The organism is Synechococcus sp. WC101 (assembly GCF_047461555.1).
Classification (GTDB): Bacteria; Cyanobacteriota; Cyanobacteriia; order Thermostichales; family Thermostichaceae; genus Thermostichus.
On sequence record NZ_JANSHG010000075.1, the window covers coordinates 1 to 11,961 of the forward strand.

Sequence of the window (11,961 nt, forward strand, 5' to 3'; positions counted from 1 at the left end):
AGTATCCTCGCCTGCGCAACCTCACCGATGAGGATCTGAAGTTAATTGCCGGCTACATCCTAGTGCAGGCTAAGACCGTGCCCGGCTGGGGCGGCACCAAGAGCGAATCCCACAGTGACCTTTCGGCCTATCTCTGATGCCTGGGCAAACTCAAGGGGCAAAGCGGTGGCGGGTCCCGGGCCGTGGCTGGAGGTGGGCCGGGATCCTGCTTCTGGTATGGCTAGGGCTAGCTAGCCCAGCAGCAGGCCGCATTGATCCTTACGTGAGCCACTATCTGCGAACCACTGAGCCGATAGAGCTGCCCTGGGATGCGGAAGGGCACATGCTCACCTTTACTCCAGAGCAACTTACCGACGGGAAAAATCGCTTTCAGTCCGCCTGTCTGAACTGCCACGTGGGTGGCTCTACCCTACCGGCCCCCAACATTTCCCTTTCGCTCAAGGACTTGCGCGGCGCCACCCCACCCCGCGACACCATTCAAGCCTTGGTGGAGTACCAACGGGATCCCCGCAGCTACGATGGCACTGAGGTTAGCTATGGCTGCCGCCCCGTGCCCCCCTCCTGGATGGATGATGAAGCGCTGCGCAACCTGGCTGCCTTTATCCTCAGGGCGGCTCAAGTGGCTCCGGGCTGGGGATCCAACGCAATCGGAGGTGGCTGAGGAGTCGGGGTTTCCTCCGCCGCTCCTTGCAGGGGTGGTGGTAGCCTGGTGAAGAGGGAAGGTGGCGGCCATGCTCCAGAATATCCGCTCCATACTCCTGGGCCTGTGGATACTGACCCTGCTCGTTTTCCTTGTCCAAAACTGGGGATCTGCGGCAGCCGTAGTCGTAGCCGGGCAAGCTGGCGCTGCGATTCCTTTGTCGCTGACGCTCTTGACGGCCTATGGGGTAGGAGTGGGCTTGGGGTTTCTGTATGTGGGCGCTTGGCGGCTGCACGACCGGGTATTCCAGCGACAGGCAATCCGCAAGTTAAACCAGCTCATCGAGCGAGTGCGCTTTTTGGAAGCGCAGATGATTCCCCCCGACCACTATTTGCCTCAGGATCTGCCGGATCCCCAGGCAGGCCGCTATTCCTACTCCAATATCCCGCCGGAACGCATTCGCGACCCGGCTCCTAAATCTGCCAATCCTGAGGAAGAACTTGAGGAGGAAGACGACGCGGCCACAGCCCCCAACTGGCGGATCGTCCGACGGCCCTATTCTGCCCAGGAGGAAGAGGAATGGGACTCTTGAACTGGTGGCGATCTTCTGCGGCTCCCTCGTCTGAGTCCGACCCTCGACCGGAACCCCAGGGACAGAATAACTATCTGCTGATCGTTCTCGACAGTTGCCGTTTCGACAGCCTGCTGGCCGCCAACCCCAAGCATCTGCTCAAGCTGGGATCCCTGGAAAAGCGCTGGAGCTACGCTTCCTGGACGGCTCCCGCCCACTACAACCTGCTCATGGGCCTGCTGCCCCACACCAGCCCCACCCAGGTTTTCGCGTCTGAACACTACAAGCAGGAATATTTGCGCTACAACGAGCGCCTCGGTACCCGGCAGCCGATCGAGTTCAAGCATCTGCTGCCCCACCTCTATTTGCCGACGCTACTGAAGCACCAACTGGGCTACACCACCCACGCCATGGTCTCCCTGCCGGTGCTCAACCCCAGCACCCTGCTCAACCGCGACTTCGATTCCTACCGCCTCATGCCGCGCCACAACGACATGGCAGCCATGGTGGAGCAGCTGCGCTTTGATCCGGATCGCCCCAGCTTTTACCTGTTGAATGTGGGCGAAACTCACTATCCCTACGCCCTGCCCGATGAGGATCCCAGCCTGTGGCCCCGCATCTCTGGGGTGAATGGCGTGTTAAAGCGCCTGGATGAAGGGGAAGAGGCCGGGATCCCCTTTTTCAGCGCCGCCCAGTTGGAGGAGCTGCGCCAGCGGCAGATCGAGGCGGTGCGCTACCTAGATGGGGTTTTTGAACAATTGTTCGATCTGGTTCCCAAAAACACCTACATCACCGTTACCGCCGACCACGGCGAATTGTTCGGGGAAGGGGGCTATTTTGGCCATGGCCCCATCCACCACGAAAAGGTGCTGGAGGTGCCTTTTATCGAGGGAAAAATTCGCTGAGGCCCTCACCCCCGGCCCCTCTCCCAAAGGGAGAGGGGAGATACGGATTCGGGTTCGGCTCCGCTTGGAACGTCAGCACGCTAAACCTGTTGGGTCTCCGGTTTGGGCAAGGTGGGATCCCGGCGAGTTTCTCTGCGACTTTCGCCCAGAGAGGTCGCTCTCGTGGTCGAGTCCAAGCCCTCTTCGGCGGCCAAGTCGGCGGAACGCGCGATCTCGTAGAGGCTTTTCACCACACTGGTTAGGGGAATCGCGACGATGACGCCCAGGATGCCCCCCAGTTGCGCCCCCACCAACAGGGCGATCAAGATCCACACCGGGTTGAGGCCGATCAGTTCCCCCATCAGGCGGGGGGCGATGACCCGATCCTTAACCTGCTGCACAATTAGGGAGACCAGCACCACCTTGAGGCTGAGCCAGATATCCTGAAAGGCCAGCAGCACCGCTGCCGCGCCGATGCCAATAAAGCCCCCCACCAGTGGGATCACCTCCAGCAGGCCGATCAACAGGCCAAACAAAAGCCCGAAGGGCACGCGCAAAAACCCAAAAATTGGCACCAGCATCAGGGCCATGATGAACCCCAACACCAACTGGCTGATGAGAAAGTTCTGGAAACTCAGAGCCAGGGCTTCGCCGATGCGCGGTCCCCAGGGCTTGGGGAAGAGGCTGAGCAACCCCTGCCAGAACTGCCCCCCGTAGAGCAGCATGTAGAGGGCCAGCACCAACACCAACACCAGATCGATCACCTGATTGAAGGTGCCCAGGAGGATGTCCAGGGATTGGCCGGCAATTTTTTCGGCGCTGGCCTGCAGGCGGTTGAGGAGGGTGTTCACCAGCTCTGTCTGGCCGAGGTTGATGTTGCGCTCTGCCGCCCACAGGCTGATTTGATCCAGCCAGCTTTGTAAGGTATCCACCCACTCCGGGATCCGCGCCCCCAACTGCACCACCTGCTTGGCCAGGATGGGCACCACAGCGATCCCCACCAAGGCCAGCAGCACCACCGACAGGGCAAAAACCAGGGTGACTGCCAAACCGCGGCTTACCCGATAGCGCCGCAGCACCTGCACCGGATAGTTGAGCAAAAAAGCCAGCACCGCCGCCGTCAGGATGGTGGTGAGCAGATGGCCAAACAGCCGGCCCACCTGTAGGGCCAGCCAGCCGCTGATGACGATCAAAATCCAGGTGAGCAGCAGCCGCTGCAAAGGCGAGAAGCGATTCATGCCAGGGGGATCCCCAAGAGCCTAAAAACCCAGGATGCTATATCCACTATCCACATAGATCACCTGGCCGGTAATGCCGCTGGCCAGGTCGCTGGCCAGAAAAGCTGCCACATTGCCCACCTCGAGCTGGGTGATATTGCGCCGCAGCGGAGCTTTCTCCTCGACCGCGTGCAGCATGGCATGGAAATCAGCAATGGCCGAAGAAGCCAAGGTGCGAATGGGTCCAGCGGAGATGGCATTCACCCGGATCCCGGCGGGGCCCAGCTCGGCCGCCAGGTAGCGAACGCAGGTTTCCAGGCCCGCTTTGGTGACAGCGGCCATGTTGTAGTTGGGCACCACCCGCACCCCCCCCAAATAGGTGAGGGTGAGGATGCTGCTGCCGGATCTCAAGAGAGGCTTGGCGGCCCGGCAGAGGGCAATCAGGGAGTAGGTGCTCACATCCATGGCCAGGGCAAACCCTTCCCGCGAGATATCGCTAAAGTTGCCGCTCAGCTCTTCTTTTTTGACGAAAGCCAGGCAGTGAACCAAGATATCGACCTGACCCCATTTCTGGGCTATTGCCTGAAACAGCTCGTCAATCTGCTGGTCGCTTTGCACGTCGCAAGGGAGGAGAAAATCCGGCTGCAGGGGCTCGGTGAGCTGCTGGACTTTGGTCTTGAAGCGATCCCGCTCGTCCGGCAGATAGGTAACCCCCAACGTCGCCCCCGCTTTGTGCAGTTGCTGGGCAATGCCCCAGGCGATGGAGCGCTCGTTGGCAATGCCGGTTACCAAGGCTTTTTTTCCGGTCAGGTCTAGCATACGGAAAGGTGGGGTAGGTTCTTCTCTATCCTTCCACAGTCCGGAACAGGGGATCCTGTTCAGCCGGGCTGATAGGTGGAGGCCACGTGCAGTTCTTTGAGCTGCTTGGCCTCGACGCCGGAAGGGGCACCGGTGAGCAAACACCTGGCCTGCTGGGTTTTGGGAAAGGCGATGACATCGCGGATGGAATCTTCCCCCGCCAAGAGCATCACCAGCCGGTCTAGGCCATAGGCGATGCCGCCGTGGGGCGGGGTGCCGTACTCGAAGGCTTCCAGCAAAAAGCCAAACTTGTCCCGCGCCTGCTCAGGGGTAAGGCCAATGGTCTGGAAAACCTGCTCCTGGATCTCGCGCTGGTAGATGCGCAGGGATCCCCCGCCCACTTCCACGCCGTTCCAGACCAGGTCGTAGGCCTGGGCCCGCGCCGTTTTCAGGTCGGCCAAGTCGTCGGGGTGGGGGGCGGTAAAGGGGTGGTGCAGGGCTTCCAGGCGGTTTTCCTCGGCATTGAATTCAAACAGGGGAAAATCGGTGATCCAGAGGAGATTCAAGGCGTTCTCCGGGATCAAGCCCAGCTCCTGGCCCAGGTGCAGCCGCAGGCGGCCCAGCGACTCGTTGACCACGGCAGCCGGCCCTGCTCCAAACAGCAGCAGATCCCCCGGCTTGGCGTTGGTAAGCTGCCGCAACTGCTGTTCCTGCTCGGGGCTGAGGCTTTCTTTGAGGGCGCCGATGGTGTCGAGGCTGCCGGGCCGCACCCGGATGAAGGCCAGGCCACCCGCCCCGTACTGGGTGACCAGCTTGAACAGATCCCCGCCCGGCTTGATGCGGGTGTTGGAGATCTTTTCGTCGCCGCCCGGCACCGGCAGAACTTTGATCACACCGCCCTCTTGCAAGGCCTTGGCGAAGACCTTAAAGCCGGATCCCTGAAACAGCGGCGAAACATCCACCAATTCCAGCCCAAAGCGGGTGTCGGGCTTGTCGGAGCCGTAGCGGGCCATGGCCTCGGCATAGGTCAGCCGCGGGAAAGGGCGGGGCAGGTCGATGCCTTTGACGGTTTTGAAGATATGGCAGAGGAGCCGCTCGTTGAGTTCCAGGATCGCCTCCTGATCCATAAAGCTCATCTCCATGTCCAGCTGGGTAAACTCCGGCTGGCGATCCGCCCGCAGATCCTCATCCCGAAAGCAGCGGGCAATTTGGTAGTAGCGATCCACGCCGGCCACCATCAGCAACTGCTTAAAAAGCTGGGGCGACTGCGGCAGGGCAAACCACTCCCCGGGGTTGACGCGGCTCGGCACCAGGTAATCTCTGGCACCTTCGGGGGTAGAGCGGGTGAGGATGGGGGTCTCCACCTCGATAAAGCCTTCTTCGTCCTCCAGGAAGCGGCGGATGGCCTTGATGACCTGGTGACGCAGCTGCAGGTTGCGGGACAGGCGCTCTCGCCTCAAGTCCAAGTAGCGGTAGCGCAGGCGGATCTCCTCCCGCACCTCTTCCCCTTCCTCCCCCGAGACGCTGAAGGGAAGCTGCTTGCCCACCCGGCTGAGAATTTCCAACTCTTCCGCATAGACCTCCACCTCGCCGGTGGCCAGGCGGGGATTAAAGGAGTCACTAGGTCTTTGGTGAACCGTTCCCGTTACCCGCACCACATATTCGCTGCGCACCTGCCCCGCCAGCTCGTAGGAGAGGGGGGTTTTCTGGGGATCGGCCACCAGTTGCACGATGCCGGAGCGATCCCGCAGATCCAAGAAGATCACACCGCCGTGGTCGCGGCGGCGGTCGATCCAGCCGTAGAGGGTGACGGTCTGGCCGATGTGGGCCGGGCGCACTTGGCCACAGTAGAGGGAACGAGGCGGGCGACGGATGGCAGCAGGCATGGACGCGGTGAGATAACGAGGGTCTGAGCCCCTATCATACAAAACTCAGCCCCACCGTCTCGATGCTGCCCCTCAAGGACAGTCAGGGGATCCGCCCAAGGCCGCCACGATGGTGCAGGTGTTGAGGCGCATCATGGCGACGTAGGTTTCGGCGCCGCTGCCTGCTTCCCCCAAAGAGTCCGAGTACAGTTCCTGTTCGGCTACCTGCACCCCGGCTTCGGCGGCCACCGTCTGGATGAGAGCGGGGTTAAGGGTGGTCTCGGCAAAGACCGCCGGCACCCCCAGGGCGCGGATCTCCTCCACCAACTGGGCCACCGTCTGGGCGCTGGGCTGTTCCTCGGTGCTGATCCCCAGGAGGGATCCCCCCATCTTCAGGCCGTAGGCTTGGGTGTAGTAGGCAAAGGCATCGTGGGTGGTCACCAGAACCCGGTTGGCGGGGGGAATGGTCTGAATCTGTTCCCCGATCCAGGTGTGGAGCTCCTCCAGCTCCGCCCGATAGGCGGCGGCATTGGTTTGGAAGAAGGTCGCCTCACCAGGCACCTGTTCCGCCAGCTCTTGGGCGATGCGCTCCACCATGCGGATGACGTTTTCCACATTGCCCCACACGTGGGGGTCGGGAGTGGGGATCCCATCCTCCTTATTGGTGACGATGGGATCGAGGATCTCGGCCAAGGCAACCCGCCGCGCTCCTTGGGCCGTGGCCTCGATGAGGCGCATCAACCCCGGCTCCAGGTTGTAGCCGTTGTAAAACACCAAGTCTGCCCGCTCTAGGGCCATCCCATCCGCCGGTGCCGGCTCGTAGATGTGGGGATCCATCCCCGGCTGCAGCAGGCTGGTGAGCTGGATGCGATCTTGGCCCACCTGCTCCACCCAATCGGCGATCAACGTAGTGGTAGCCACAACGCGGGGACGCGCCCATCCCGAACCGGCCAAGGCCAGAAAACTGCCGTTCCCGTCAGCGAGACAGAGTCCTATTGCCAAGCCGAAGGCTGCTACCCAACGGCGCTGCCCCCAAAGGAAGACAAGACTTTTGATCATCGTTTCATGGTTTAGATGTCCCTTTAGGGTACACTGGACTTACCGAAAATGAAAACAAAATGAAAAATCAACTTCCTCCTCTCCCTCTTGGTCCGGCCAGGGGATCCCTGGTGGTGCGGGATCTGACGGTGCGTTACGGCAGCCTGCGGGTGCTGCAAGGGATCCAAGCTGAAATCGCGCCGGGGCGCATCACGGGCATCCTGGGGCCCAACGGGGCCGGCAAGAGTACATTGCTCAAGGCGCTGTTGGGGTTGGTGCCCAAAGAGGGGGGCGAGGTGCGCTACGGCGGCCAGGTGCTGCGGGGGGAGCAAGTGGCCTATGTGCCGCAGCGGTCGGCCATCGACTGGAGCTTTCCGGCCACGGTGTGGGATGTGGTGCTGATGGGACAGGTAAGAGCTGCCGGCTGGTTGCGCCGCATCGGGCCAGAAGGTCGGGAGCGGGCCGCGCAAGCCCTGGAGCGGGTGGGGATGGGAGCCTATCGGGATCGGCCCATTGGTCGGCTATCAGGGGGACAGCAGCAGCGGGTGTTTTTGGCGCGGGCTCTAGCGCAGGAAGCGGAGATCTACGCCCTGGACGAGCCGCTGGCCGGGATCGACCAGCCCAGCGAGGCCATTGTGTTTCAGGTGTTGCGGGAGCTGGCCGACGCCGGCCATATCGTGATGGTGGTGCACCACGACCTGGGGCAGGCGCTGGCCTACTTTGACGAGGTGCTGCTCCTCAACCGCGTGCTGATTGCCCAGGGATCCCCGCAGCAGGTGTTGCAGCCGCAGGTGTTGCAGCGGGCCTATGGCCGTATCCTGCCCTTGGACTCGGCTGCCTAGGGGGTGAGAGGTGGTATGGAAGGGCTCTGGCACACCCTGGCGGATCCCTTGCGCTTTGCCTTCATGCAGCGGGCCCTGTTGGTGGCCGTGGCCATCGGCATGCTCTGCGCCGTGGTGGGCAGCTATCTGCTGGTGCAAAGCTTGGCCCTGCTGGGAGATGCCCTCAGCCATTCGCTGCTGCCGGGCCTGGCCATTGCCTACATGCTGGGCCTAAACCTTTTTGTCGGCGCCTTCGTGGCGGGGTTGCTGAGCGCTCTGCTCATCCAGTGGATCCGCTCCGCCACTCCCCTCAAGCCCGATGCGGCCATGGGGATCGTCTTTTCTGCTTTCTTTGCTTTGGGGATCCTGTTGATCACCCTGATCCAACGGCGGGCCCGCATCGATCTCAACCACTTCCTCTTCGGCAACCTGCTGGGGGTAAGTGCTGCCGACGTGTTGACGGTGGTGGGCATCACCGCTCTGGTGCTGGGATTGGTGGCCCTCTTTTTTAAAGAGCTGACTTTTTACAGTTTCGATCCCCTGGGAGCCAAGGCAGCCGGCCTGCCCACCGAGGGACTGGGCTGGGGGCTGATGGCGCTCACCTCCCTAACTTTGGTGGCCAGCATGAAGGCGGTGGGGGTGCTGCTGGTGCTGGCCATGCTCATCACGCCGGCAGCAACAGCCTACCTGTTGGTGCCTCGCCTGCAGCAGGTGATGCTGCTGGGATCCCTGTTTGGCGTCAGCGCTAGCTTGCTGGGGATGTACGCCAGCTACTACCTCAACGTCGCTTCTGGCCCGGCTATTGTCCTGGTGGCCTCCACCTGGTTTGGCTTGGCCTTTCTGGCCAAAGTCATCTTCGGCCAAAGCTAAAGGCCGGGGAGAGGGATCCCCGGCCCAGAGCCTATCGGATTAGAAGCGGGAAGAACGGCTATCCCGCCTGCCGCCGCCTGCGCCGGCCTGACGCGGCATGGCCTTGTTAACCCTCAGATCCCGGCCCATCCAGGTGGCGCCATCCAACTCATCGATGGCTTTTTGCTCGTCGGCCTCGTTTTCCAGTTCCACAAAAGCAAAGCCGCGCTTGCGGCCCGTCTCCCGATCCACCGGCAGCTTGATTTGCTTGACGGTGCCGTACTCGGAAAACACAAGCCGTAGGTCTTCTTCACTGGCCTTGAAGGACAGATTGCCCACAAAAATGGTCATAACGTAGCGAACTCCGAACCTTAACCTTTAGCGCTCAGTTCGGAAGCTCACCTGGTTAGACCATTGGCTCAATCCGAACCTGATGCCATCCACATCTTAGTCTCCCCGACGGCATTTGCAAACTACCTGTCCAAGATCTTTCTCCAGGAATGTGCAGAAGCTTTTTTGAACTAGGAAATTAAGGATCCCAACTTTTAGCGGCGCTTGTCCTGTCCCAGGGGTTGGCGTTTGGGAATGCCGGGAGGACGGGGATAGCAAGCTGGTGTAGGGGCGACTTTCTCCAACAGCAGGCAATGCCGCATCCCGTGGCTGTGGGGGGTAGTGAAGGCTTCGACATGGATCAGCTTCCCCCCCAAAAGAGAAAGGGCCCGCTTCAGGGTTTGGGCTTCTGCCTCGGTCCAATGGCCGCGGTAGAGAATGGCGCGTCCCCCCACCTTGAGCAGGGGCAGGCAATACTCGGCGCAGATCTCCGCCGCTGCCACGGCTCTGGCCAAGGCCAGATCGTAGCTGCCGCGTTCCTGCGGGTCTTGCCCCCAGATCTCTGCCCGTTGGGCCACCGCCCGCGCCTGGGCGAGGGAAAGCTGCTGCAAAACTTCTTGCACAAAGGCGATCTTGCGTTGGCTGCTGTCTAGGAGGGTGAAGTGGGCCTGGGGCAGGGCGATCTGGGCCGGGATCCCTGGAAACCCTGCCCCGGTGCCGATGTCGATCCCGCGCCAGGGCTGAGCTTGGATTTCATCCCAGGATCCCAGCAGGCGCAGGCCCCGCAGCGAGTCCCACAGGTGTTTCTCCCAAAAATCGATGGGATCGGTGATGCGGGTGAGGTTTTGGGTGCGGTTTCCGGCCATCACCAGGGAATAGAGCTGTTGCAGTTGCTGCTGCTGCGGCTCAGAAGGCTGCCAGCCCAGATCCACCAGCCAGCTTGACCACAGGGCCTCCAGTTCTGGGGGCTTAGAAGCAGGCGGGTCAGCCTTCTTCATCCCAGGGATCGCAGCCATGGCAATCCCAGTTTTAAGCCGGCGGGGATGGCTTTGTCGGCCCAGCCCTTGAGCTCTTCGGCCAAGCCCTGCAAAGAGCGATCGGCCCCCAGCAGCTCCTGGTTCAGGCAAACCAACTCCTGCAAATCCAGCTCCTGACAGTGGATCCCTTCTTCCACCAGCAGGTTAATCGGCTGTGGCTGGGCCTGGAAGGATTGACGGGAGGCCAACTCCAGCTCCACATCCAGAAGCACCTGCTCCAGTCGCTCCACCTGCTCTTGCATCTGCGCCAGCAGGGCTGCCAACTGTTGGCAGTAGTGGTGAACCCGCTGGGCATAGACCTTGAGCGGCAAGGTCAGCGGCAACAGCGATTCAGAGAGCACCTGGATCAGGTGCTGGGCTTCCAGCTCTTCCAGTTGTAGGTCTTGCCAAATGGCCTGATAGAGGCGCAGCGAATGGCGGCAGCTTTCCAGGCGCCGGTAGCAGGGCTGTAACACCGAGGCTCGCAGCTCCTGCAGATAATCCCTCCACAGCTGCCCCACCTCCACGATCCAGTGGGAGCGAAGAAAACTCCACCCCTGAGCCAACAGCCAACTCATCACCAGGCCCGCCAATAACTGGTTTTTTTGTCGTAACAGGAAAGGCGAAAGCTGCTCTCCCCAGATGGCCAGACCCAGCCAGAGCAGGGCGGCCAAAGCCAAGTGGGGCAAGCTGATCATCTCGGCCAAAAGCTGGGCAGAGCAGCGCTGGCGCAGCATCCAGACCATCCCAGCGCCCAAGCTGTAGAGTCCTCCCCCCAACAGCGGGATCACCACCAGCCATAGGGGTTGCCCTCTCCCCAAGTGCAGCAACGACCCACCCTCGCTCAGCGCATCCCAACTGAGCAAGTACAAGGCCAACAAAGCCAAAACCACACCCCACCCTTGCTGCCGCTTGAGACGGCGAGCCAGCAGACGACGGCGACGACGAAGATACGTTTGAAAGGACTCAGCAACAACGGACATAAAACGATGGCACTGCGGATCTTTGCCAGTATCTCCACCGGTCTGGATGGCTTCTTTTTTCGATCATAAGTCTTGCCTTTACCTGGTCATCTGGGTTCCCCGTTGCGATGGTTGCTGGGAATCATTGCCTAGCCAGTGAGCGGTTTTTTAGCGAAAACTCTCTTCCCACCCGATAGGGACTCTCCAGGACAGGCAACTGCAAGCAAGCGCCTCCATCCCTGTTACGATGGAAGAGCCCTTAATGTTTCTTATCCACAGCCGAGTTAGTCGCTAGGCCCGGCTTTCTCATTCTGCACTTGCGAGGTTTTGTGAACTCTTCTACCTCTCCCCTCCCTCCCGGCCTTTTTCCTTCCTCCCTCAAGGTGCAGCGCCAGATGATTGTTATTCTCGATTTTGGATCCCAGTACTCTGAGCTCATTGCCCGGCGTATTCGCGAAACCCACGTCTATTCGGAAATCCTTTCCTACCGCACCACTGCCGAGCAACTGCGGCAACTGCGGCCCCAGGGCATCATCCTCTCCGGCGGCCCCAACTCGGTCTATGAGCCGGGCGCTCCCGCTTGTGACCTGGAGATCTGGAACTTGGGGATCCCCATCCTGGGCGTGTGCTACGGTATGCAGCTTATGGTGCAGCAGTTGGGGGGCAAGGTGGAGCCGGCCCAGAAGGGGGAATACGGCCGTGCCGCCCTGCACATTTTGGATCCCACCGATCTGCTCACCAACCTGCCAGAAAGCAGCATCATGTGGATGAGCCACGGAGACTCGGTGACCGAGTTGCCCCCGGGCTTTCATTCGCTGGCTTACACTGACAACACCCCCTTTGCCGCCATTGCCGATCCGGCGCGCCGTCTCTACGGGGTGCAATTTCACCCAGAGGTGGCCCACTCGGAGGCCGGTGCCTTTCTCATTCGCAATTTTGTCTATCACATCTGCGGCTGCGAGCCCACCTG

At 61.2% G+C, this 11,961-nt stretch carries 13 protein-coding genes and 1 pseudogene; 7 read left to right on the forward strand and 7 right to left on the reverse strand.

Annotated elements, in window-relative coordinates; all coding sequences use genetic code 11:
* The 4 genes and pseudogenes from psbV to NW809_RS06755 all read left to right on the forward strand — a co-directional run.
* Positions 1–137 (forward strand): annotated as a pseudogene (gene psbV, locus NW809_RS06740) (cytochrome c-550); the annotation flags it as partial.
* On the forward strand, positions 137–661 hold the full coding sequence (gene psbV2, locus NW809_RS06745) for a photosystem II cytochrome PsbV2 (RefSeq protein WP_011430518.1): 525 nt from the start codon (positions 137–139) through the stop codon (positions 659–661). The pseudogene psbV and the gene psbV2, both read left to right, overlap by 1 nt.
* Before the next feature lie 70 nt (positions 662–731).
* On the forward strand, positions 732–1,232 hold the full coding sequence (locus NW809_RS06750; RefSeq protein ID WP_011430517.1) for a hypothetical protein: 501 nt from the start codon (positions 732–734) through the stop codon (positions 1,230–1,232).
* Entirely contained in the window at positions 1,220–2,116 is an 897-nt protein-coding gene (locus NW809_RS06755) for a sulfatase-like hydrolase/transferase (protein WP_083759164.1), read from the forward strand. Before NW809_RS06750 ends, NW809_RS06755 begins: the two co-directional genes overlap by 13 nt.
* A gap of 80 nt (positions 2,117–2,196) precedes the next feature.
* Here NW809_RS06755 and NW809_RS06760 read toward each other — a convergent pair whose 3' ends face one another.
* The 4 genes from NW809_RS06760 to NW809_RS06775 form a co-directional block, all read right to left on the reverse strand.
* Positions 2,197–3,333 (reverse strand): AI-2E family transporter, encoded by a 1,137-nt coding sequence (locus NW809_RS06760; protein ID WP_414401778.1) that lies wholly within the window; start codon positions 3,331–3,333, stop codon positions 2,197–2,199.
* Positions 3,334–3,354: 21 nt separating this feature from the next.
* Positions 3,355–4,131: an enoyl-ACP reductase FabI gene (fabI, locus tag NW809_RS06765; RefSeq protein ID WP_011430514.1), complete on the reverse strand. Its 777-nt coding sequence runs from the start codon at positions 4,129–4,131 to the stop codon at positions 3,355–3,357.
* Positions 4,132–4,190: 59 nt separating this feature from the next.
* Positions 4,191–5,996, reverse strand: coding sequence for an aspartate--tRNA ligase (aspS, locus tag NW809_RS06770; protein WP_414401779.1), 1,806 nt, complete (start codon positions 5,994–5,996; stop codon positions 4,191–4,193).
* A gap of 72 nt (positions 5,997–6,068) precedes the next feature.
* The gene (locus NW809_RS06775; protein WP_414401780.1) at positions 6,069–6,896 is read right to left on the reverse strand and encodes a metal ABC transporter solute-binding protein, Zn/Mn family; all 828 of its coding nucleotides are present in this window, start codon (positions 6,894–6,896) and stop codon (positions 6,069–6,071) included.
* A 197-nt stretch (positions 6,897–7,093) separates the two neighbouring features.
* On the opposite strand from NW809_RS06775, the gene NW809_RS06780 reads away from it, so the two are divergent.
* Together NW809_RS06780 and NW809_RS06785 are read left to right on the forward strand one after the other, a co-directional pair.
* Positions 7,094–7,855, forward strand: a complete 762-nt coding sequence (locus NW809_RS06780; protein WP_414401781.1) for a metal ABC transporter ATP-binding protein — start codon at positions 7,094–7,096, stop codon at positions 7,853–7,855.
* 15 nt (positions 7,856–7,870) lie between these two features.
* Entirely contained in the window at positions 7,871–8,704 is an 834-nt protein-coding gene (locus NW809_RS06785) for a metal ABC transporter permease (RefSeq protein ID WP_011430510.1), read from the forward strand.
* Between the two features lie 39 nt (positions 8,705–8,743).
* Here the strand turns inward: NW809_RS06785 and NW809_RS06790 are convergent, their stop codons facing one another.
* The 3 genes from NW809_RS06790 to NW809_RS06800 form a co-directional block, all read right to left on the reverse strand.
* On the reverse strand, positions 8,744–9,034 hold the full coding sequence (locus NW809_RS06790; RefSeq protein WP_011430509.1) for an RNA recognition motif domain-containing protein: 291 nt from the start codon (positions 9,032–9,034) through the stop codon (positions 8,744–8,746).
* A gap of 194 nt (positions 9,035–9,228) precedes the next feature.
* Complete coding sequence (gene rsmG / locus NW809_RS06795; protein ID WP_414401782.1) at positions 9,229–10,011, reverse strand: 16S rRNA (guanine(527)-N(7))-methyltransferase RsmG; 783 nt, start codon at positions 10,009–10,011, stop codon at positions 9,229–9,231.
* The gene (locus NW809_RS06800; protein WP_011430506.1) at positions 10,008–11,012 is read right to left on the reverse strand and encodes a hypothetical protein; all 1,005 of its coding nucleotides are present in this window, start codon (positions 11,010–11,012) and stop codon (positions 10,008–10,010) included. The genes rsmG and NW809_RS06800 overlap by 4 nt, the downstream gene beginning before the upstream one ends.
* Positions 11,013–11,386: 374 nt before the next feature.
* Here NW809_RS06800 and guaA point away from each other — a divergent pair.
* Positions 11,387–11,961: glutamine-hydrolyzing GMP synthase (guaA, locus tag NW809_RS06805; protein WP_414401783.1), on the forward strand; the 575-nt coding region annotated here is incomplete at its 3' end.